Annotated in this window: 19 protein-coding genes and 1 pseudogene; 10 read left to right on the top strand and 10 right to left on the bottom strand. The window is 57.2% G+C overall.

Annotation, left to right across the window (positions count from 1 at the left end; all coding sequences use genetic code 11):
• Positions 1-353: 353 nt before the first annotated feature.
• Complete coding sequence (locus tag AAAB35_RS01080; RefSeq protein WP_340666410.1) at positions 354-1367, top strand: zinc-dependent alcohol dehydrogenase family protein; 1014 nt, start codon at positions 354-356, stop codon at positions 1365-1367.
• Positions 1368-1856: 489 nt separating this feature from the next.
• On the opposite strand, the gene AAAB35_RS01075 is transcribed toward AAAB35_RS01080, so the two are convergent.
• The 8 genes from AAAB35_RS01075 to ccoN form a co-directional block, all read right to left on the bottom strand.
• Positions 1857-2546 (bottom strand): NnrU family protein, encoded by a 690-nt coding sequence (locus AAAB35_RS01075; RefSeq protein ID WP_340666403.1) that lies wholly within the window; start codon positions 2544-2546, stop codon positions 1857-1859.
• Positions 2547-2702: 156 nt separating this feature from the next.
• On the bottom strand, positions 2703-2861 hold the full coding sequence (gene ccoS / locus AAAB35_RS01070) for a cbb3-type cytochrome oxidase assembly protein CcoS (protein WP_340666402.1): 159 nt from the start codon (positions 2859-2861) through the stop codon (positions 2703-2705).
• Positions 2858-5122: a cation-translocating P-type ATPase gene (locus AAAB35_RS01065; protein WP_340666401.1), complete on the bottom strand. Its 2265-nt coding sequence runs from the start codon at positions 5120-5122 to the stop codon at positions 2858-2860. Before AAAB35_RS01065 ends, ccoS begins: the two co-directional genes overlap by 4 nt.
• A gap of 4 nt (positions 5123-5126) precedes the next feature.
• Positions 5127-5915 (bottom strand): DUF2189 domain-containing protein, encoded by a 789-nt coding sequence (locus tag AAAB35_RS01060; protein ID WP_340666400.1) that lies wholly within the window; start codon positions 5913-5915, stop codon positions 5127-5129.
• 228 nt (positions 5916-6143) lie between these two features.
• Entirely contained in the window at positions 6144-7049 is a 906-nt protein-coding gene (gene ccoP, locus AAAB35_RS01055; RefSeq protein ID WP_340666399.1) for a cytochrome-c oxidase, cbb3-type subunit III, read from the bottom strand.
• Positions 7040-7213, bottom strand: a complete 174-nt coding sequence (locus tag AAAB35_RS01050; RefSeq protein WP_340666398.1) for a cbb3-type cytochrome c oxidase subunit 3 — start codon at positions 7211-7213, stop codon at positions 7040-7042. Before AAAB35_RS01050 ends, ccoP begins: the two co-directional genes overlap by 10 nt.
• Position 7214: 1 nt before the next feature.
• Complete coding sequence (gene ccoO / locus AAAB35_RS01045; protein WP_340666397.1) at positions 7215-7946, bottom strand: cytochrome-c oxidase, cbb3-type subunit II; 732 nt, start codon at positions 7944-7946, stop codon at positions 7215-7217.
• 2 nt (positions 7947-7948) lie between these two features.
• On the bottom strand, positions 7949-9607 hold the full coding sequence (gene ccoN / locus AAAB35_RS01040) for a cytochrome-c oxidase, cbb3-type subunit I (protein WP_340666396.1): 1659 nt from the start codon (positions 9605-9607) through the stop codon (positions 7949-7951).
• A gap of 721 nt (positions 9608-10328) precedes the next feature.
• On the opposite strand from ccoN, the pseudogene AAAB35_RS01035 reads away from it, so the two are divergent.
• Positions 10329-10720, top strand: a pseudogene (locus AAAB35_RS01035) (protein norD); the annotation flags it as partial.
• Positions 10721-10764: 44 nt separating this feature from the next.
• Here AAAB35_RS01035 and hemN read toward each other — a convergent pair.
• Positions 10765-12117, bottom strand: coding sequence for an oxygen-independent coproporphyrinogen III oxidase (gene hemN / locus AAAB35_RS01030; RefSeq protein ID WP_340666395.1), 1353 nt, complete (start codon positions 12115-12117; stop codon positions 10765-10767).
• Between the two features lie 222 nt (positions 12118-12339).
• On the opposite strand from hemN, the gene AAAB35_RS01025 reads away from it, so the two are divergent.
• The 4 genes from AAAB35_RS01025 to AAAB35_RS01010 are packed head-to-tail and all read left to right on the top strand — an operon-like array spanning position 12340 to position 14863.
• Positions 12340-12630 (top strand): DUF2249 domain-containing protein, encoded by a 291-nt coding sequence (locus tag AAAB35_RS01025; protein WP_340666394.1) that lies wholly within the window; start codon positions 12340-12342, stop codon positions 12628-12630.
• Positions 12631-12662: 32 nt separating this feature from the next.
• The gene (locus tag AAAB35_RS01020; RefSeq protein ID WP_340666393.1) at positions 12663-14009 is read left to right on the top strand and encodes a hypothetical protein; all 1347 of its coding nucleotides are present in this window, start codon (positions 12663-12665) and stop codon (positions 14007-14009) included.
• Positions 14010-14019: 10 nt separating this feature from the next.
• On the top strand, positions 14020-14553 hold the full coding sequence (locus AAAB35_RS01015; protein WP_340666392.1) for a DUF2249 domain-containing protein: 534 nt from the start codon (positions 14020-14022) through the stop codon (positions 14551-14553).
• Complete coding sequence (locus tag AAAB35_RS01010) at positions 14546-14863, top strand: metal-sulfur cluster assembly factor (RefSeq protein ID WP_340666391.1); 318 nt, start codon at positions 14546-14548, stop codon at positions 14861-14863. The genes AAAB35_RS01015 and AAAB35_RS01010 overlap by 8 nt, the downstream gene beginning before the upstream one ends.
• Before the next feature lie 376 nt (positions 14864-15239).
• Here AAAB35_RS01010 and AAAB35_RS01005 read toward each other — a convergent pair whose 3' ends face one another.
• On the bottom strand, positions 15240-16448 hold the full coding sequence (locus AAAB35_RS01005; RefSeq protein ID WP_340666390.1) for an NnrS family protein: 1209 nt from the start codon (positions 16446-16448) through the stop codon (positions 15240-15242).
• Between the two features lie 367 nt (positions 16449-16815).
• Between AAAB35_RS01005 and nirK the strand changes: the two genes are divergently transcribed.
• The 4 genes from nirK (at position 16816) to AAAB35_RS00985 (ending at position 20238) form a co-directional block, all read left to right on the top strand.
• Complete coding sequence (gene nirK / locus AAAB35_RS01000; protein ID WP_340666389.1) at positions 16816-17943, top strand: copper-containing nitrite reductase; 1128 nt, start codon at positions 16816-16818, stop codon at positions 17941-17943.
• Between the two features lie 117 nt (positions 17944-18060).
• Positions 18061-19014: a formylglycine-generating enzyme family protein gene (locus AAAB35_RS00995; protein WP_340666388.1), complete on the top strand. Its 954-nt coding sequence runs from the start codon at positions 18061-18063 to the stop codon at positions 19012-19014.
• Positions 19011-19712, top strand: coding sequence for a Crp/Fnr family transcriptional regulator (locus AAAB35_RS00990; RefSeq protein ID WP_340666387.1), 702 nt, complete (start codon positions 19011-19013; stop codon positions 19710-19712). The genes AAAB35_RS00995 and AAAB35_RS00990 overlap by 4 nt, the downstream gene beginning before the upstream one ends.
• A gap of 226 nt (positions 19713-19938) precedes the next feature.
• A complete protein-coding gene (locus tag AAAB35_RS00985; RefSeq protein WP_340666386.1) occupies positions 19939-20238 on the top strand; it encodes a hypothetical protein in 300 nt (99 codons plus the stop codon).
• The last annotated feature ends 1009 nt before the right edge of the window (positions 20239-21247 follow it).

Here is a 21247-nt window from a genome sequence, read left to right as displayed (position 1 = left end):
CAAGGCACACATCTCCAGCCTCGACCGAAAGCGATCTTATCAGGTGGGCCAGCCAGCGGCTTGATCTGAATCAAGGCCCACTCACGTCATAATTGGCAAGCTTGGGCTGCAGTTCGGCAGAGCGTTGATCCGCACTGCAGAAGCGACGCCAATACTTGCTCGTTGGAGACGGTTTCGGGTGAGTCAAAGGTGGATAGGCGCATCAACGCCGGGTGGCAATGCAATGGCGTCGAAAGCGCCGTGTGGTGTGAAGATGGTAGACGACCGTATCATTGCTATATTGATTGACAGGGGCGGAACACAGAATTTCAAGGCGCGTTGCGCGCGTGATGGAAATGGCGATGAGCGGGCAAATGCAAGCAATGGTTCTCCACAAAATTGGGGAACCGCTGAGACTGGAGGGACGCAAGCTACCTGAGCCGCGCGCAGGAGAGATTCTGATCGAAGTCGAAGCCTGCGCCGTGTGCAGGACAGATCTCCATATCGTCGACGGCGATCTCAAAAATGCACGCTTGCCGCTCATTCCTGGACACGAGATCGTCGGCAAAGTCGTCGGCATCGGACAGGGCGTTAGCGTAACGCGACTGGGCAAACGTCTCGGCGTTCCCTGGCTCGGTCATGCGTGCGGCCGATGCGATTATTGCAGGCGAGGGGCCGAAAACCTTTGCGACGAGCCAATATTCACAGGATATACCCGCGACGGTGGATTTGCGACCCATGCGATTGCTGACGACAGTTTCTCAATTGAACTTGATCCGGCTGCGGACGCCGTTTCTCTGGCGCCGCTCCTATGTGCGGGCCTGATTGGCTGGCGTTCACTGAAGAAATGTGGCGAAGCCCAAAAAATCGGGCTTTATGGTTTCGGTGCAGCGGCACACATCATCACGCAGATATGCAAGTGGCAGGGGCGAAAGGTCTATGCGTTTACCCGCAAAGGAGATTTGCAGGCCCAAAGTTTTGCCAGCAAACTCGGTGCGATCTGGTGGGGCGGCTCGGACGAAAAACCGCCTGAGGAACTTGATGCGGCCATCATTTTCGCTCCGATAGGTGATCTTGTACCAAAGGCCCTACAGGCTGTGCGCAAGGGTGGCTGCGTGGTGTGCGGCGGTATTCATATGAGTGACATTCCGAGCATGCCGTACGCAGCACTCTGGGGCGAACGCGAGCTGGTTTCCGTGGCAAATCTCACACGTCAGGATGCCAAAGATTTCTTTCCCGTCGCTGCTGACGCCGCAGTGATGACCACTACCGTTCGTTATTCGTTGGAAGAGGCGAACACCGCGCTCGCGAATCTGCGATCCGGGCACTTGAGCGGAGCGGCGGTAATTGTCCCCACTTGGAAGTGTCACGAAGTAGCCCACGCTTGAGAAAGCACGTGTCGAGGTTCGGTCGAGGTTGGGCCACATCGCTCGGATACCCTATTCATCGCACAACCGCCGCAATGCCGATCAAATTTGCGGGGGCCTGTAGCTAACGTGATGGATAACTCCATCGAACTGAAATAAATTCGCCTCAAAGGAAATGCTCGCCTCTCCACTGAAGCGCAAGCTCGTCGTCGCAGTCCTCATTTTCATATTCGAAATACCATTGGCCGCGCGGCCTGCGGCACAGTCGGCGGCATAAGTCCGCGCGCTCGGGTGAACGCGGCACAGGCTTTCGTAATGCTTGTGTTCATCCGCATCCAGCCTGCCGCAATCATCAAGGAGAACCCAAGGGTCACATCCCTCGTGCGGATTGCTTATCGGATGACCCTTTTTCTGCACGAATTGTCGACCATCTCGCAGCACGTGCGATCCATCTTGTGGACCTTTCCGTCGCCCTCCAGTCAGCCGTCTGGCAGGGCCAATCGTAATTGATCACGAACCCGGCAGAGCCAAGGCGAGAGGGTCCGCGACAAAGAGCACCGTGTGCCCTCCGGCAAGAAGCCAATAGGTCAGTGCGGCGGTCAAAATCAATGCGGATGCCATGGGCGCATCAACTGACAGCCTCGCGCGCCCACCCAATATCGCGCTGAGGGGCACGATGGAAGTTGCTCGGGCAATGCGGTTCCAATCCTCGCCCAGTCGCCTGCGACCCCTTCTTTCGACAATGAAAAAGCCAGCACCGCAAAAAAGTGCGAGGCCACCAAACAGCAAAACCCCGCCCAAGTCCCCGTTGGGCACAAGATGCGCTGCCGCCCAGATCAGAAAGCCCCAAAGTACGGGGTGACGGGTGACTGCGACGATGGAGCCGCGACGCAGGCCTCGCCGGATGGAAAGGGACAGTGGGTTGACCGAAAAGAGTCCAGCGAGGACGAGAAAAATTCCGATGGGTGCCGTAACCATCGTGGTCCAGGCCTGCCAAGGTTGAGGGTCCCACAAAGGCACATAGTCCAGGTAAAGCGTCGCATGAATGAGCCAGCCAAGTATCACCAGGGAGACCACCGAATACGTGATGAAGTATGTCGGGCGACCTAAGCGCTCGATCAATCCTTGACGGATCGGGGCAATCGCGGGAACGGAATGGAGAATGAGAAACGCTCCGAACGCTATCAGAAACTCGGTCATCTCAGAAGAAACCCGTGATTGTTGACGTTGTATCGTCTTCGCGCGTTTTTCGTATCTCTTCCTTGAGACAAATCAATAATGACAATTTTTTATTGCTGAAACGACCGATACGGGCATTCCAGTCGGCCGACACAGGTTCGGGGCTGTTTCAGTGTCTCATTCGAGCTGCGAAGGCCTGTCATCGTCATAGAGAATGCGCTCGGACGCGCCGTCCAGATCCTCGTATTGGCCGTTCTTGAGCGACCAAAGGAACAGCACCAGCCCTGCCAGACCAAGCGCCAGCGAAATTGGGATCAGGTAGAAGAAGTCTTTCATACTGCCAATTGCTCCAACTTTGGCTCTAGGCTCAAAGGCTTTGCCTTTCCTCGCATCGGCTCGCCTTTTAATCTCAGCGCATTGGCCACAACGATTATGGATGACAGCGACATAGCCAGCGCGGCGACAAATGGCGTTGCATAACCAAGGATCGCGACTGGCAGCGCAATGACGTTGTACCCGATCGCGATGATGAAGTTCTGGCGGATCAACTTACCGGCATCCCGGGAAATTCGGTAGGCGAGAAACACCGTATCGAGGCTGTCCTGGAGAAAGACGAAGTCGGCATTGTTGCGGCCAACGTCAGCAGCGCTGGCGGGGGCCATAGAAACGTGCGCTGCCATAAGGGCGGGTGCGTCGTTCAAGCCGTCACCAACCATGAGGACCTTGCGACCCTGGTCTGACAGGGCTTTGATACGCTCAAGTTTGCCACCGGGCAGGATGCCGGCAGTGTAGTCGGCAATGCCAAGTTCGAGGCCGATTTTCCTTACGGCCGATATGCCGTCCCCCGAAAGGATCTCCATCGAAATTCCGGCGTTGCGCAGTTTGTCGACAAGCTCCTTCGCCCCGGGGCGCAGCTTGTCAGAAAATGCGAAGGCGGCAAGCGGGCGTCCCTCGCATGAAAGAACGGTGTCAGGTGATGCACTCTCCGTTCCGCATGCGAAAAGCGCGCGCCCAAGTCGATAAGCCTTGCCTTGGCAGATGCCCTGAATGCCGAGGCCGGGATATTCTCTTACCGCCTCAAACCGATGCGAGGTTCCAGTACGTACCCTTGCAGCTTCGCCTATAGCCTTTGCATTCGGATGTCGGGAGTGCGCGGCGAGCCCAGCCGCCATGGAAAGCGCATCCGGGTCAGTCAGATCAATATTGGTCACCTGCAGCTGACCGAGTGTCAGCGTCCCCGTCTTGTCGAAGACGACGGTGTCAATATCGTTGAGCCGCTCCATGGCCGATCCGTCCTTGACCATGATCCGGCTTTCGAACAGCCGGCGTGCGGCCATGACCTGGACCATCGGCACAGCAAGCCCGAGCGCGCACGGACAGGTGATGATCAAAACGGCAATGGCGATGGTGGTCGCCTGATGCACGTCGCCTTGAATAACCATCCAGCCAAGAAAACTGAGGAGCGACGTCAAGTGCACCGCCGGCGCATAAAGACGCGAAGCGCGGTCGGCGATTCGGCGGTAAGCCGACTTGCCTAACTCCGCAGCTTCCATCAGCCGGATCATTTCGGCGAGGAACGACTCTTCGGCGAGCGCCGTGGCAATGACCGTCAACGACCCGGTTATGTTCAATATCCCGGCCTGCAGGGCTGCGCCCGCTTCAACCTGGCGTGGCGCGCTTTCTCCCGTCACGAGCGAGTAGTCGATATCGGAGATGCCGTGCTCCACCTTGCAATCGACAGGGACCCGTTCGCCTGCCGTGATGAGCAGCCGTGTTCCGGGCGTGATCGCTTTCAACGGAAGGTATTCGTATTCACCATCCGCTCTGAGCGCCATTGCGCCCCGAGGCGACAGTTGTGCGAGACCCTTGACCGCCGTCCGCGTCCGCTCCCGCATCACGTAATCGAGCGTGCGCCCGATTAACAGGAAGAACACCAAAGATGTTGCCGCGTCGAAATAGGCGTGTTCATAGCCGTGATATGTATCGTAAATACTCAGTGCGAAGGCCGTGGCGATGCCGATCGAAATCGGCACGTCCATATTGGTTTGTCCGTGCCGGAGCGCGCGCCAGGCGGATTGATAAAAGATGCGTCCAGCGTAAAGTAGCGCGGGCAGGGCGATGCCGGCACAAATCCAGTGAAGCATGTTTCGGGTGGAGCCTTCCGCGCCGGCCCAGACCGAAACCGACAGCGACATGATGTTCATCGAGGCAAACGCGGCAACAGCGAGGGCCCTGAGCATCCTTGGAAGGTCGCCGCCCGGCTTTGCTGCCTCGCTCGGATCAAAGAGATGTCCATCATAGCCGAGCTGCTTGAGTGCACCGATTGCATCGGGAGGGGCTCCCTGGTCCGACCAGCGCAGCGCCAAACGTTTGCTCGACAGATTGACACGCACGTCCTTTACACCGTCGAGTCTTGCCAGCCCGCGCTCGATCCTGTTGATGCAACCGCCGCAGTGGATCGTGGGTACGGAGATTTCGGTCTGTAGGATACCGTTGCCGATGCTGCGGCTGGCCAGCCGGAATTCCTCGGCCGACGGGGTTGACGGGCGAAAGGCATCGGCGGAGACCATGGACGTTGCGGGCGTGCAGCAGGTCATTTTGTTAATCCGGATCCCTCATAGCCACATAGGCATGCCAGGTCGCATGACCGAGCAGCGGGAAAATGATGACGAAACCGACCATCCCCGAAAGCAGGGCAATAAGGGTAAGACCAAGCACAATTGCGCCCCACACCAGCATCACCGGCAAATTGTTCCAGACGATCGACATGCTGGTCCCCATGGCAGTGAATGCATCAAACTTCTTGTCGAGCACCATGGGGATGGAGAAAACGCTGATGGCAAAAGCGAACGCGGCGAATATCCCGCCAATGACAACACCCATCATAAGCATCGCCACCCCTATCGGGGTGCCAAACAGCATGGGGATGATATGGTTCATGCCCGGGAATGGCCTCCAGCCAAAGAACAGTGCATAAAGAAGCACTGCCGCACGCATCCACAGCAGCATCAATCCCAACAGGACGGCACCGACGAACAGTATATGCTGGCTGGTTCCGCGCTCTGGGATCACCATGGATGCCAGCGTAACCGGCAATCCCTTGGACAGGCGACGGCTCTTGACATAGAGCCCGGTCGCGAGCGCGGGACCCACCACCAGGAAGCCCGCAAGCGCCGGAAAGAACGCAAAATCCAGTTGGTACAAGAGGATGCTGGCGGCGATGGCGAGCGAGACGAGGGCCACGCCAGCGCCGTAGACAAGACTGGGCAACGGGATCGTCCACAGATCGTGCCAGCCTTGCGCAAACCAGACGAATGCCTGGTGCGGCGAAAGGTGCCTGTTGCGGTCAACTGCCTTTGGAAGAGGCGGAACCGTTTCTGGAATTTTCATCTAGCCTCTCCCTATGCCGCTTGCTTGCCTAATTTAACGTGAGTCAACATGCTGAATCAGCCGCGCGGTACGTGCCAAGCTGCTGGCTCTTGGATTTCAAGTGGTTAACGCATTCAGGCCGCGACTTCACGGCGACGTAGACCAAATGAACGTTCGCTAGAAGCACGACGCCAAGTCCTGCGGCGACTACAAGAAAGATCAAGCGTTTCGGTCGGGCGGTGGTGAAGTTCATGATGCGCCCCCCGCCGTCGGCTCGGCTCCCTGCTTCCTCAGTTCGAGAAGATAAAGCGTGATTATCTTGATCTGCGCAGGGGTAAGGCGCGCGCCCCAACTCGGCATATGACCTTGGCGGCCGGAATAGATGGTCTGGTAGATGTCGTCGCGGCTCCCTCCATGGATCCAATAGTCGTCCGTGAGGTTCGGAGCACCGCTCTCGACCAGGCCTTTGGCATCGTTGCCATGGCAGGCGACGCAATTGGTCGCGAAAAGGTCCTTTCCCTTGGCAATATCTTCCTTACTGTTGTCAGTCACCGCGGCCGGATCGGCAAGCGATTTGACAAAGCCAGCCAGGAGCGAAACCTGTGCCTGCGTCAATGTTCCTTCGCGGCCGAAGGCGAGCATTTGCGAGACACGGGTGTTGGGATCGGTGCCATTGATGCCGACGGTCACGGTCTGCAACACCGTTTGCGGCTCGTCACCCCACAGCATCGGTGCCTGCGCGATGTTCGGAAACCCCTTGTTGCCCTTTGCATTCGCCCCATGGCACGCCGCGCAGTTGTCTCCGAAAAGGGTGCGTCCGTCCTCGCGCACAATGCGCATCAGGTCGGCGTCGGACTGGATTTGTGCAAGATCTTCCTTGTCGATGCGCGTCATCCAGTCTGCCCGCTCTGCGGTGGCTTCCGCGATCGATTTGGCGACCGCCTGCTTCTGATCGACACCGAGCAGTCCTTTGAAGTATCCTGATCCGTACGGCCAACTCGGCATGAGCAGGGTCCAGGCCAACGCGAAGGCCCCGAAGGTGATGAGAAAAAAGTACACGGGTTTGGGAACGGGAGTGTTCAATTCCTTGATGCCGTTCCATTCGTGCCCGGTTGTTTGATGCCCGGTGAACGGGTCGCGTTCGCCTACAGACATGGCTTGTCCTCTTCGTCGGAGACCACCGCGTCGGCTGCACGGTCAAAAGGCTTCTTGTTCGACGGCCAGTAAGCGTAGACCAACACCCCGATCGACATGGCGATCAGGTAGAACAGCCCGAATGATTTGGAAAAACCCGTCAACGTCTCATGATCGATTGTCATGTCACTCCACCTCGTTCTGCGGTGTGGTATGGGCGGCGTCCGTCAAATGTCCGAGGATCTGGAGGTAGGCCACCAGCGCATCCATCTCGGTGACCGCGCCCTGATTGCCGTCAAACAGGCTGACGTCGGTCTTGTCGCCGTACCGCTCGGTCACCCCCGCTGCCAGATCGGTGTCCGGATTGGCCTGGCCGATGGCGTCCTTCGGCGCGTTGGCGATCATCTCGTCGGTATAGGGCACGCCCACTGCCCGCAAAGCCGCCAGATGTTCGCCAAGGTCATTCGTCTTGAGCTGGTTGCGCAACAGCCAGCGATAGGCAGGCATATTCGACTCCGGAACGACGTCACGTGGGTTGTTCAGGTGCGCGGTCATCCAGTCGTTGGAGTATTTGCCGCCGACGCGGGCAAGATCGGGTCCCGTCCGCTTCGAGCCCCAAAGCATCGGATGATCGTATTTCGACTCCACCGCCAGCGAATAGGGGCCGTAGCGCTCCACCTCGTCGCGCAACGTGCGAATCATCTGGGAGTGGCAGGCATAGCAACCTTCCCGAATGTAGATGTTGCGGCCGGCAACCTCGAGCGGTGTATAGACCCGCATGTCCGGCGCTTTTTCCACGGTTTCGTCGATGGTAAACAGCGGAGCGATTTCGATGAAACCGCCGATGCTTGCGACGACGATGATGGCGAGGACGAAGCCGATTGCATTGCGCTCAAGCCGATAGTGAAAATTGAACATGCTTACTCTCCGGCAGGGGCGGTTGGTGCTGCGGGTTCAAACCCGAAGGGGATGTCCGAGGCAGATTCCGAGGCGGCAGGCACGGGCGAGCGGATCGTCATCACGATGTTGTAGAGGGCAATCACCGCGCCGGTCAGGAAGAGCAAACCGCCGATCGTACGCGCTATATAGTAAGGGTGCATGGCGACCAGCGAGTCCACAAAGGTGTAGTTTAATGTGCCACTGTCGTTGTAGGTTCGCCACATCAGGCCCTGGATCACGCCCGAATTCCACATCGCAAAAACGTAGATCACGGTTCCGGACAGGGCGAGCCAGAAGTGCCACTCGACCAGCTTCGCAGAATAGAGTGCAGGCCGCTTCCAGAGCCATGGTGTCAAGGCATAGAGCGAGCCGTAAGTGATCATTGCCACCCAACCGAGCGCTCCGGCATGAACGTGCCCGATCGTCCAGTCGGTATAGTGCGACAACGAGTTGACGGCGCGGATGGCCATGAACGAGCCTTCGAAGGTTGCAAGGCCGTAGAAGATCGCTGCGAGCATCATGAAGCGAAGGACAGCATCATCCCTGACCTTGTGCCAGGCTCCGTTCAGCGTGAGAAGCGCGTTTCCGGCGGAGGCCCAGGAGGGTACAAGCAGGACCACCGAGAAAGCCATACCAAGGCTCTGAACCCAGTGCGGTAGTGCCGTGTAGTGAAGGTGGTGCGAGCCCGCCCACATGTACATGAAGGTGATGCCCCAGAAGCTGATGATCGACATCCTGTATGAATAGATCGGGCGCCCGGCCCGCTTCGGGAGGTAGTAGTACATCATTCCAAGGAAACCGGCCGTGAGGAAAAAGGCGACGGCATTGTGGCCGTACCACCATTGGGTCATGGCATCCTGAACCCCGGAAAATGAGGAATAGCTCTTTGCATGTCCCAACGAGACCGGAACGGCGAGATTGTTGATGATGTGTAAAAGCGCGACGACGAGGATGAAGGCCATGTAGTACCAGTTGGCCACATAGATGTGCGGTTCCTTGCGCCGCATCAGCGTGCGGATATAGATCGAGAAATAGACAAGCCAGACGACAACCAGCCAGATGTCGGCGTACCATTCCGGCTCGGCATATTCCTTGGATTGGGTGATCCCCATAAGATAGCCGCTGGCCGCCAGCACGCAAAAGAGATTGTAGCCAAACAGGACGAACCAGGGACTGAATTGATCGGGGAGGCGCGCACGGGTCGTCCGCTGCAGGACATGTAACGAGGTGGCGATCAGGGCGTTGCCTCCGAAGCCGAAGATCACGCCGCTGGTGTGGACCGGTCGCAGGCGGCCAAAGCCCGCCCATGCGGCGTCAAAGGTCAATTCCGGCCAGGCAAGCAAGGCGGCGACCCATACGCCAACGAGCATGCCGACCACCCCCCAGACCAAGGTCAGGATGATGCCGACCTTGCTGGGATCGTCATAATATTCGGTGAGCCTGGCCGGCGACGGCTCGGGAGCGTCGTAGGCGCGCAGAAGTGCGATGGCCCCGGCAATACCGGCGAGCGCAACGACCCAGCCATGGGTGCCGATGAGATCATCTTGTCCGGCGGCGGCCATCGCCACGCCGAGGCAAATCAGGCCGAAGAAAGTGATGGCCGCGAGAACGCGCTCGCTTCCGGTCAATTGTGAAATCATGCTGAATGCCCCCACACGTACGAAATGCATAAATTACCACGAAACGTCGGCGTTCGCGAGGAGAGGGCTCCACCGCCAACGTGTCTTTCAAAGAGTGCTTTGGCGCGCATTTCTGCCCTCAAAGAAGAAGCGTTTTCTTTGGGGAAATTGTTATCTGGCGACCGGAACATTTTTCCTCACTGGTTCAGAAAAAGGACGGCCGCGATCGCGACCGAAAAGATGACGGCCGTCGTTGCGCCGGCACGCTGCAGTACTCCATTCGATTGAGTGCGATTGCAAACACAATGATAATCGGCTTGGCGATGATCAATCCGAGCGGTGCGTCCGTCATGTGTGGTCTCCATTTCACCCCAACCTAACTGGTCGAACTCGGTTTTCTTTGATCCATATCAAAGAAGCGCGACGCTGCCCTCTATTTCTGATGCACGTCAATCAGGAGGTCCGATCGCTGCACACGCAAATTCAAGCAGCACGATTTCCTCGTCTGGGTGCTCGTTCTGAGCGAGCTGGCCGCGTTCGGCACTCTCACTGCGGCATTCTTGCTGGCGGCGGTCAGGGATCCGGAAAGCGTCGCCTAGCAAGGATTCATCTGTCGCCCGGTCTTGCCACCGCCAATACGCTGTTGCGGCTAACGAGCAGCTGGCAAGCTGCGATGGCGGCCCGGCGGGGTGCCTCGAAATTGCAGCAGCGAAGAACACTCGCCGCGATTCAGGATTGAAACGTCAAGACGTTTGGTGAGCCGATGGTCCATCAGGTAGAGAGCCGCATAGCAGGCGTTGAAACCAGGATACTATACCCGTATCGGCACGGCGATCCGGCACGCCTCGGCGGGACCTGCTTACAACCCAACCGCAGGAAGGCTGTTGCTTGTTTTGACCGCCGGCAAACCCAATGACGTTGACCACTACGAAGGCCGTTTTGCTTTGGAGGATACTCGCCGCGCCGTCATGGAAGCACGCCGTTCTGGCCTCAGTGTTTCGGTGTCACTGTCGACCGCGATGCCAAAATTGCACGTGCCTGCAATGTTCGGATGGAACGGGTATGCTGTCGTCGGCAATATTGCCAGGCTACCGTCTGCCCTTTCCTGCCATCTACCAAGGTCTTGTTGGTTAGGCAGGAAAGTGGCCGGCTCGCGTGCCGACCGCCCTCAGCGATGATTACGCTGCCTTGCTGTGTGTCCGGGTGGCTTCCTCAATATAGGCATCGAAAGCGGCGGCGACCGCCCGGATGACGAAGCGATGATCCTTTTTGACGATTACGCAGCCATCGTGGATCCTGACCACACCGTCATCTTCCAACATCTTCAGCCGCCTGTTGCCCTTAAGGAGTGCGGTAGGGTCGAAACCGTGCGTGGCAGCAATCGATGGAATGTCTGCGCTGAAATCGCACATTAGCCGCTCGATCACCTGCGCGCGAAACTTGTCGTCTCCGGTAAAGCGATAGCCCTTCACCGTGGCGAGCTCGCCGGACCCGATGGACCGGGCAAAACGTCCCGGTGCCACTTCGTTTTGCACGTATCCGTCAACCATCCGACCGATCGCCGATGCGCCGAAGCCGATCATCGTCTCGCAATTGTCGGTGGTGTAGCCCTGAAAGTTCCGTCTTAACTTCCCCGCGTCTTGGGCAATCACGAGATCGTCGGTCTTGAGGGCGAAGTGGTCGAGACCGACCTGATGGTATCCGGCTGAAACCAGCGCCTCTTTGATAGCCTCGGCCTGTACGTTGCGCCCGGCGGTGCCGGCGAGGGCGGTTTCGTCGATCATCCGTTGATGTTTCTTGAAAGAAGGGATGTGGGCGTATCCAAAAACCGAAAAGCGGTCGGGCTTCATGGCGATGGCAGCCTTCGTCGTTGCGACGCAGGATTGTTCCGTCTGATGCGGCAGCCCGTAGATCAGGTCGAAATTGATGCGTCGCACTCCATTCTTGCGAAGGTTGCGAACAGCCTCCAGCGTCTGTTGCTCGGTCTGGATTCGATTGATGGCCTTCTGGACGAGGGGATCAAAGGTCTGCACGCCGAGGCTCGCCCGGGCGACGCCCCCGGTGCCGAGGGCCGCCGCCATGTCGTTGGTCAGCCGGCGCGGATCGATCTCGACGGCGATGTTCGTTGCGTCAGAAAACTCGAACCACCGGCGCAAGAGCGTCATCAGCACCAGAAATTCGTCGGGTTGAATGATCGTCGGCGTACCCCCGCCAAAATGCACCTCACCGACCCGCAACGATTTGGGAGCCCGTTGAACAACCATGTCGATTTCGCTCTTCAGAAAATGAAGGTAGTCGGTGATCGGCTGATCCTGTTGGCTGATTGTCGTATGACAACCGCAATACCAGCACATCGACCGGCAGAACGGGATGTGCAGATATAACGAGACCGGGTCGCTGGCAGGAATGTTCCCCAGCCAGTCCCCATAGGTTCCCTTGCCGATGGCGGGCGAAAATCGCGGGGCGGTCGGGTAGCTCGTGTAGCGCGGCAGCCGAACCTCGCCGTACTTTGTCAAAATCTCCGGGTCCATTAGGCGTTCCTGATCAGCATGTGACGGTGGCACCGAAAATAGATGCTTCCGTCGGCCGGGTCTTTGCGCGAGATCAACAACGCGTCGCCAATGCCATTGTCTGAATTGTTTGCGCTGCCTCAAGTTTCCGCAGCCGCGCTCGATGTAGGAGTAAGCTGCGTCCGGACCAGCTTGGGCCATGCATTCCGGATGACCTTGCAACCGGCCGTATAAGAGATCGTCATGGTAGATTTAGCCCCCAAAAGGGAACATATTCTCGATGTGCGCACGCTTGCGCCCCACGCACGGCACTCCACTATTTTCGCGCTCATCGACGCGCTTGTCGTGGGAACATCGCTCACCATCATCAGCGACCATCCTCCACGACCGCTGCACTACCAGCTCGAAACGAAGTTTCCTGGCCAGTTTTCATGGGACTATCTTGAAGAGGGTCCGCAGGAGTGGCGCGTTTCCATCGGAAGACTCACCGCCGCCGTGGTCGATACTCATGAATGCACCTGCGGCGGAAACTAAGCCGCAGACATCTTTGACTGGAGATTGATATTATGCCCGGAGCGGCGCTGTCCCGCTGGACGATAACCTACTTTGCTGTTGCACTCTTGTTCCTCTTCCTTGGAGAGACAATGATGGTTGCTGGCGTTGGTTTTCCTTCAGCGCCGCTCAGGGCGCCAGAGACCTTGATGCTTGTCCACATCATCACCATTGGTTGGTTGACGTTGCTCTTTCTGGGGGCACTCTTGCAATTTGTGCCCGTGCTGGTCGGGCGATCGCTGCGTGCGGAGCGTTTGGCACTGCCGGCACTGCTGCTCATCGTCATTGGGCTTGTGTGTCTGGAAGGGGGCTTTGCCGCTCTTGCCGGCGTAGTTTCGCTCCATACCCATGATCTGGCTGTAGGCGCCGGCGCCCTTTTTCTCGGCATTCTGATCGCAGTGACGATCATCGGTCTGACGCTTTGGCAAGCGCGGCCTTTAACGGTGCCCGCCCGTTTCGTTGCAATCGGCATCGGTTGCCTAGTCGCTACCGCAACGCTCGGAGGAACGTTCGCTCTTGAATTATCCGGGATCAATGAAAACGAAATCTTCTCGCGGCTCGTTCTGAACGGTTTGCCGATCCACGCGGTCCTCGGTCTGGGTGGTTGGATGAGTTTCACGGCGATTGGCGTGAGTTATCGCCTGCTGATGATGTTCATGCTGTCGCCGGACAGTGCAGCACGCGTCAGCCGCGCAGTGTTGTGGATTGGCGCGGGAGCTTTGATGCTTGTCGCTGGTGGAATTGCATTTATCATTGCGTTCGCGGCCCCCTTGAACGCAAGCCTGACAATTGCGGGGATATTTGCCATTGTGGTCGTCGGACTTTATGCAAGCGACGTTGTCCGCATCTATCGCAGGCGTGTGCGCAAAACCGTCGAACTCAACAGCTCAGCCAGTGTCGGTGCCTATGGTGCGCTCGTTGCTTCGGCGCTGCTCCTGACCGTCCTTTATTTTGACCATGGCGACAACGCGATTGCTGCTTTGATATACGCTTTCGTGTTCGGCTGGTTGACCGGGCTGGGCCTTGCCCAACTATACAAGATCATTCCCTTTCTCACATGGCTTGAGTGCTACGGGCCTGTGCTTGGCAAATCGGCCACGCCGCGCGTGCAGGACCTCGTTCGGGAGAAGGATGCAAGCGTTTGGTTTGTGATCTACTATGCAAGCGTTGCCGCAGGGACGATATGCATCCTTTTGGCACAGGCAAACCTCTTCCGCAGCGCGTGTCTCATCCAGTTCCTGGCCAGCATCGTCATCGTTGCACAGTACGTAAGGGCCCGCCGCCTTGCCGACGTGGCACCCGCACTGCAACTGCCGGCCGGGACGCGGCGGCCGAACCTTTTCTTGTCACGTTCATCTTGAGGAGACGCAAATGATACAACAGCCCCATGAACTCGATGTCCGTCCAATCCTGCGAAACGGCGGGGAACCCTTCCAGGCGATCATGCAGGCCGTTTCGGGTCTGAAGCCCGGGCAGGGATTGCGGCTTCTCGCAACGTTTCGTCCAGAACCGCTCTTTCGTGTCATGGAAGGACGGGGGTTCACAAGCAAGGCCAGCGAAATTGACGGCGGGGATTGGGAGGTATTGTTTACGCCGAAGGCCGCGGCCGAACCTGCAGTCGACGTTTCGACCAATGCGGAGATGCCGCAACTCTGGCCCGATCCTGAGACCAGCCTCGACCTTACGGATCTTGATCCACCGGAGCCGATGGTTCGGATCCTGGCCGCCACTGAACAGATGGAGCCGGGCAGGGTGTTGTTCGCGCTCTTGTCCCGTGAGCCATTGTTTCTTTTTCCCGAGCTAACCCGCCGCCATCACCAGTGGGTGGGGAGTTTCGACGACGCCGGAGAAGCCTATCGACTCCTCATCCGCGTTGGCACAAAGACGGAAAACAGCGATGGATGAAGCAAGGATTGAAGCACTTCGATCCTCGGTGCGGACGTCGCTGAGGATCATACTCGATCCCGAACTTGGTGAGAATATCGTTGACCTCGGATTGATTTATGCGATCGACGTGTCCGCCAGTGGAGATGTTCGCGTCACGATGACAACGACCACAAGGGCATGCCCGGCTACGGGTTTCCTTCAAGAGGCAGTGAAGTTGCACATCTGCGCCGTGCCCGGTGTGAATGGTGTAGACGTCGATCTTACCTACGAGCCGCCATGGTCGCCAGAAAGGATCACGGGCGAGGCGAGGCTTTTGTTCTCACGCTAGTCCGTCATTGGCACTCACCTGCCTTCACTGAGCAAATTCCACAAATGCTTTGCCGCGGCCTTTCAGCGCCGGACAGTCCACATCCAGTATCACGCCCGTTTGCTCTGCCTTGCGGCGGCCGTAGCCGCGGATCATTTCACTTAGAGCTCATACCGGCCCGATCTCGTCCCGGCTTTATTTGGCTAGACCGGGATGCTGGTCAAACCTGTCGCGGTCAACGCGCCCATCGGGAGCGGCCCATATGATAAGTTCATGGGAAAGGCGGATGTCAGTACTTGCGTCTACGCGACATAGCGGCGGATCAAAGGCTTGAGCCGATGGTCGTCGTCGTCGGTTCAAAATGAATTTGGACCAGTATTCAGACCAAGGGCAAGGCTCACTTCGAAGTTCGCTTGGCGCGTGTCAGCATCGGGGCGTATTCAAACAGAAACAATCCGAAGGCAAGGATCCATAAAATTCCCGCGGCAGGAACCAACACTTGGTGCGTCGCTGGAAAGACGTTGGCGACTGGACGGACAATCGCTGCGGCGATGATTGCCATGTAAGCAGCGTTCGTCGTGGCCGACGATGTCAGAACGCGTCCTGTGTGGCCCCGGCTTACCCGGGTCATGACGGCAAGCATCATGCATGCAATCGAACCTATTGTAAGCACGTGCAAAACCGAGACCTGGTCCATCAATCCTGTTGCGCCGGCCGTGATAGCGATGAAGCCAAGTGAAACGAACAAATACGCAGCGTGCAGTACCAAAAGCAGCTTTTCGGGGTGCGTAGTCCATCCGCGCCAACGCATCAGCCGAACACCTTGGAGGATCGCTGCTACGACCGCAGCTATTGCGGTGCCTTTGCTCTCTGGCCAGAAAGTCCAAAGGGCAAAAGTTCCCAAGGCACCGAAAATGGCGGTGACATCGAACGTGTCGTAGGGCGCGGGGAAGTCGGTTCTACCGAAGCGATTGAGCCAATTGCGCGTAAAGCTCGGAAGAATCCGACCACCCACAATTATGACGAGCATTGCATAGGCAGAGATGGCCAAGCGGGTTGCCGTTCCTGTAGCGTCCCCGTTGATGACGGAATAGTGGAAGAATATGTTCGCGGTTGTCAGGCCAGCCAATCCAGCGATAACTTTCAGATCCTTCCACTTGCGGCCTGCGATAACTTCCCGAGCGCAAATGAAGAGAAACGACAAAAGGAACGATGCGTCAATGGCAACAGCAGGCAAGAGGCCAATCGTCCCCGATGACAACATGGCGACGCGTCCTGCCAACCAAATAGATAAAAGCACCACGAGCGGAAACCCGGATACGGGCAGCCTTCCGGTCCAGTTGGGGACTGCCGTCAACAAAAAACCAGCAAGCACAGCGGGCGCAAATCCGAACAACATCTCGTGAGCGTGCCATTGCACCGCTCCATAGGTTCCGCCAGCAGGAAATCCGAACTCAATTGCTGCTATCCACAGGACCATGGAGAGTATTGCCCAGGAAGCCGCGCCAAGAAAAAACGGACGGAACCCGTACGAAAATACGATCGGGCCCGTGTTCGAAATGCCCCGAGGAATTCCACCCCGTTTTGCTATGGGAGCTCCGTCCATTTCGTTCTCCATTGCTTTGATGTTCCAAATGACACTGCCGCATTTTGGGCGGGCGCTCCTTGCGTTTGCACAAACGGAAAGCTGGAAAGGCCAATTCTAACCCACGGAACCAAAGATCTTTTTTGATCCCAGATCAAACAATTGCTGGCTTTATATATTTGCCGTCTACGATCGATTTTAAAAGAAGCGCACGCAACTTCTTTAGAACTTCTCTAAAAACGAACGAATTACAAGTACTATCTGCGACAAAAAGCTTTTCATGCTTCTGTTGCTATTTGTTTTGCAACAAAGAGTGCTTCGCGAGGACTGCTATTGATGGTCATGCCGGCTGACATTCGCCCGGCGTCGTGCATCAAGGAGAACAGCGATGACGAATCAAATGAATATTTCTCGCCGCACTATCTTGGCCGGCGCAGCTATCACCGGGGTACTGACACCCATTCTGGCCAATGCGGCAGCACCCGCAGCGAAAGTTGCGATCAAGTCAACGCCAGCGGACATAGCAACGCTTAAGCGCCAGAAAATCGAACTTGTAAAGCCACCATTTGTCCATGCCCACACACAGAAGGCACAGGGTGGACCCAAGGTCATCGAAGTCACGCTTACCATCCAAGAAAAGAAAATGGTGATTGATGACCAGGGCACCGAAATTAATGCGATGACGTTCGACGGTTCTGTCCCAGGGCCTATGATCGTTGTCCATCAAGACGACTATGTTGAAGTGACGTTGGTCAATCCTGATACCAATACCATGCCGCACAACATCGACTTTCACGCCGCAACGGGCGGCCTTGGAGGCGGTGCCTTGACCGTGGTCAATCCTGGCGAAAAGACTGTTCTGCGCTTTAAGGCTACGAAAGCCGGCGTGTTCGTCTACCACTGCGCACCTCCCGGAATGGTTCCCTGGCACGTAACGTCCGGCATGAACGGGGCGATCATGGTACTTCCACGCGACGGTCTTGCTGACGGCAAGGGCAATGAACTTACCTACGACAAGATTTACTACGTCGGCGAACAGGACTTCTATGTACCGCGGGATGCTGATGGCAAATTCAAGACATACGATACGGCCGCCGATGCCTATGCCGATACACTTGAAGTCATGCGCAGGCTCACGCCCAGCCATATCGTCTTTAACGGTGCCGTGGGCGCGCTGACCGGAGAGAATGCCCTGAAGGCTGCGGTTGGTGAGAAGGTCCTTATCGTCCATTCCCAGGCCAACCGCGACACGCGGCCCCATTTGATTGGCGGGCATGGCGAATATGTCTGGGCAACGGGCAAATTCCATAACGTGCCCGACTATGACCAGGAAACATGGTTCATTCCGGGCGGCACCGCTGGGGCAGCGTTCTACACCTTCGCGCAGCCCGGGATCTACGCCTACGTGAACCACAATCTCATCGAGGCTTTTGAATTGGGCGCTGCCGCCCATTTCAAGGTCACGGGCGACTGGAATGACGATCTGATGACTTCGGTATTGGCTCCAGAAAGCTGATACCGGGGTGAATGTCGGGCGGGCGCGAAGCCCGTTCGACATTCACCGGCAGCCAACCGTCCAAACAACACGACCGTAATATGAAAGCTTTTTCTGACTTCACGCTGGAGGCCAAAAATGGCAGCCGCCCTGCAACACCGCGAGATTCCCGCAATATCGATCATTATTCCAGGGCTTCTGGTTGCTGTACTCGGTGGCCTAAGCGCGGCACAAATTGGTTTGTTCGAGAACAGTGCTTCTTCGATCCGAATGAGCGAACCCCGAACGGTAACGATCGCATCGCGCGCTTTTTCCTATCGTAGCCACGGGGAGTTTTTCAAGAACGGTATTGCGGTCGACGGCCCGATGGTGACCATCACCGAATCCGCTTTGGAAATCATGAAATATGGGGTGACGGTAAACGACTACAAGCGCTGCGTGGCCGACGGTGACTGCCAGCCCGCTGCGCCCGAACATCAAGTCACCAACGGTGATGTCCCCGTTACGGGTGTGAGTATCGAGGATGCGCGCGCTTATGCATCTTGGCTTAGTAAAGCCACAGATTTCGACTGGATTTTGCCCACGGACGCGCAAATGGCTTTCGCCGCAGGGTCCAGGTTCCCTGACGATGGGCTCGGCGTAAGTGCCGACAGCAAGAACCCGGCCACGCGATGGCTTGCAGACTACGACAGGGAAACTGCCAGAAAGGCCAGCGCCAATCCCGTTCCGCAGGCGAGCGGATATTTTGGCGAGAATGAATTCGGTTTGGCCGATTTTCCCGGAAATGTCTGGGAATGGACCACAACCTGCAACCGCAGGGTCAATCTCGACAATCCGGACGACGCCGCAAACGGGGACTCCTGCGGGGTCTATCTTGCTGTCGGCAAGCATCGCTCGCCAATGAGTTTCTTCGTCAAAAACCCGAAGGGCGGCGGATGTTCCGTCGGTGCCCCCCCGGACAATTTGGGTTTCCGGTTGATCCGCGAAGGAAAACGGTATGCTTCCTATCTTCAAAAGATTAAAACAAGCCTTGGCATCGGCACGCATCGCGCTGACGTCTACCGCAAAGCGAGTTTAGGACGACAGAATTGAGAATCGACCGGACAGTCGTGAAGCAGCTTCCCCTGTTTGCAAAGATGAACGATGCAGACTTGGATCGGCTTCTCGATTCCGCCACCGCCAAACGAGTCCCGCAAGGGGAGGCGGTTTTCGAGCAGGGTCAGAACGCAATATCGTTCTTCCTCCTTCTGCACGGTCGCCTGAAGGTCCTGCAGGTGACGGAAGACGGACAGCAGATTATCGTGCGAATGGTGCATCCGGGTGATTTGTTTGGCTTTGCCAAGGCGCTGCAGCGAATGGACTATCCGGGCACGGCAATGGCTGCAGCCGAAAGCGTGATCCTGTGCTGGCCGACGGACCTGTGGCCGCAATTCGTCGAAAGCAATCCGAGTCTCGCCATAACTACCATGCAAACGATCGGCCAACGCCTTGAGGAGGCTCATACACGCATTCGCGAGATGTCGACCCAGGAGGTTGAACGCCGGGTCGCGCACGTCGTTGCCAGGCTCACCACCACAGCCGGCAAGAAGGAAGGGAGCGGGATCAGGATCGATTTTCCGATCACCCGCCAGGACATCGCCGAGATGACGGGAACCACGCTTCATACGGTGTCGCGTATCTTGAGCGCATGGGAATCGAAAGGGTTGGTCGAGGGCGGTCGCCAGAAACTGCTTGTACGCGACTTGAACGGGATCATGCTCCTTGCAAATGGCGGAAAAGAGCGGGATTAAGAAGCGCGCCAACTTCCGGCGCAAGACCTGCGCTGAGTCCGCGCGGGAGGGTCCGGAGCAACCCCGACTTTTCGTCGTCGTCGAACGATAGAACATTGGGCAAATATGGTGAGCTCGCCAACGGTCGACAAACACACTCAGAGCACACCTTCTGGATTCTGCGCTGATCACAGCCTACGCCGAATAGGCTAGTTTTTCGGCGTGCGCTGTTTCTGAGGAGGTCGTTATGCCCAGGTCTGTCGTTACCGCACTTTCTCTTTGCCTTGCAATATTCTCCCTCATCGATTCTGATATCGCCAACGCTACCACGCCCGTCCTCAGCGTCGGCACGGTTCTCAACAGGGGCAGGCCAATCGTTTGTCAGACAGGGGTGGATCGCCTGCGCGAGCGCGGTTTTCACGACGTCTGGCGGATTGATTGTCGCGGTCGGTTCTTTGTCTATCGCGCATGGAAGGCTGGCCGCCGCTTCGAAATTGCAGTCAATCGACACAACGGCAGGGTCGTCGATTTACGCCGGGTCGGTTGACGTGACCAACGGCATTAAGTCTGCCGTTGCCCTCATCGCCAATTGCATGGAGAAAAGCGTTGCGTAAAGACTTGTTTGTCGCACTAGGACTTGTTTTCGGCTTGTTGATGGCGCCCGCAATAGTGCCTACCGCAGCCAGCGCCCAGTCCGTTAGCATCACGATCGGTACCAACCTGAACAGAGGCAGGGGAGTCAGCTGCAGTCAAGGTGAAAGGCTCCTGCGCAGTCGCGGCTTCAGAGACGTTAGGCGCATCGATTGTCGAGGCCGGTTCTTTGTTTATCGTGCATGGCGAGGAAATTCCCGGTTCGAGATTGCCATCAGGCAGAGGGATGGCCGCGTTGTCGATATGCGCCGGATAGGAAGACGGCGATAATCCCAGGACTTCACGCAAAGCCAGCGATTTCCTTGGCTCGCCAGATTTCAGGACGTTAAATTCTCCTGGGGTAAATGGAGGTACCAATGCGACATTGGGCTATTGCGTCAATTCTGTTGATTTCGAGCGGATGCCAATCCTCCCAGTCCTCCGTGCCCGAGGGCGCCGCACCAAAAGCTGCATTTCATGACCGTTCGTGCAGGTCATGGACTGTCACCAACGGAACGATTCACTGCCGCAACCCCGTCTCGCCCGTTTCTTCCCCAGGTGAAACCCAGCCCCCCGCTCGATGCGCCACCATCCACAGTGACGTAAAATCAAAAAGGATTTGCAATTGAGACTGACCCCCTGGCGAGGCTTCGCCCCGCGGGTCCGAGCCTCGATTGCTTGCCATGTCGTGTCCACGTCGAAACGTAAGATAAGCATCACTTCATCGTCGTGCTACTGAAGCCGGCCGTGTGTTTGTCAAACTGTCGTTTCTCAACCTCGTGATGACAAATGGCCGATCGTACTTAACGCCCCGCCGTTGTTGGTGATTGCCGAAGATCTTTGCTGTTTGCGTGAGAGCAAAGACGAGCACTGCCAAGAGGACTAATTCCACTACGAAGGGACCGCGGGGTCTCGATAACAAGGAG

It is taken from the genome of Phyllobacterium sp. (assembly GCF_037994425.1).
Classification (GTDB): domain Bacteria; phylum Pseudomonadota; class Alphaproteobacteria; order Rhizobiales; family Rhizobiaceae; genus Phyllobacterium.
Note: the sequence above shows the minus strand (reverse complement) of the source record. Positions and strands in the feature narration are given on the sequence as shown.

Coding starts and splice junctions, on each gene's coding strand:
- AAAB35_RS01025 (WP_340666394.1), top strand. CDS start 12,340: ATGGTAGATTTAGCCCCCAAAAGGGAACATATTCTCGATGTGCGCACG.
- AAAB35_RS00995 (WP_340666388.1), top strand. CDS start 18,061: ATGGCAGCCGCCCTGCAACACCGCGAGATTCCCGCAATATCGATCATT.
- nirK (WP_340666389.1), top strand. CDS start 16,816: ATGACGAATCAAATGAATATTTCTCGCCGCACTATCTTGGCCGGCGCA.
- AAAB35_RS00985 (WP_340666386.1), top strand. CDS start 19,939: ATGCCCAGGTCTGTCGTTACCGCACTTTCTCTTTGCCTTGCAATATTC.
- AAAB35_RS01005 (WP_340666390.1), bottom strand. CDS start 16,448: ATGGACGGAGCTCCCATAGCAAAACGGGGTGGAATTCCTCGGGGCATT.
- ccoN (WP_340666396.1), bottom strand. CDS start 9,607: ATGATTTCACAATTGACCGGAAGCGAGCGCGTTCTCGCGGCCATCACT.
- AAAB35_RS01080 (WP_340666410.1), top strand. CDS start 354: ATGCAAGCAATGGTTCTCCACAAAATTGGGGAACCGCTGAGACTGGAG.
- ccoS (WP_340666402.1), bottom strand. CDS start 2,861: ATGAAAGACTTCTTCTACCTGATCCCAATTTCGCTGGCGCTTGGTCTG.
- ccoP (WP_340666399.1), bottom strand. CDS start 7,049: ATGTCTGTAGGCGAACGCGACCCGTTCACCGGGCATCAAACAACCGGG.
- AAAB35_RS01075 (WP_340666403.1), bottom strand. CDS start 2,546: ATGACCGAGTTTCTGATAGCGTTCGGAGCGTTTCTCATTCTCCATTCC.
- ccoO (WP_340666397.1), bottom strand. CDS start 7,946: ATGTTCAATTTTCACTATCGGCTTGAGCGCAATGCAATCGGCTTCGTC.
- hemN (WP_340666395.1), bottom strand. CDS start 12,117: ATGGACCCGGAGATTTTGACAAAGTACGGCGAGGTTCGGCTGCCGCGC.
- AAAB35_RS01020 (WP_340666393.1), top strand. CDS start 12,663: ATGCCCGGAGCGGCGCTGTCCCGCTGGACGATAACCTACTTTGCTGTT.
- AAAB35_RS01015 (WP_340666392.1), top strand. CDS start 14,020: ATGATACAACAGCCCCATGAACTCGATGTCCGTCCAATCCTGCGAAAC.
- AAAB35_RS01065 (WP_340666401.1), bottom strand. CDS start 5,122: ATGACCTGCTGCACGCCCGCAACGTCCATGGTCTCCGCCGATGCCTTT.
- AAAB35_RS01060 (WP_340666400.1), bottom strand. CDS start 5,915: ATGAAAATTCCAGAAACGGTTCCGCCTCTTCCAAAGGCAGTTGACCGC.
- AAAB35_RS01010 (WP_340666391.1), top strand. CDS start 14,546: ATGGATGAAGCAAGGATTGAAGCACTTCGATCCTCGGTGCGGACGTCG.
- AAAB35_RS01050 (WP_340666398.1), bottom strand. CDS start 7,213: ATGACAATCGATCATGAGACGTTGACGGGTTTTTCCAAATCATTCGGG.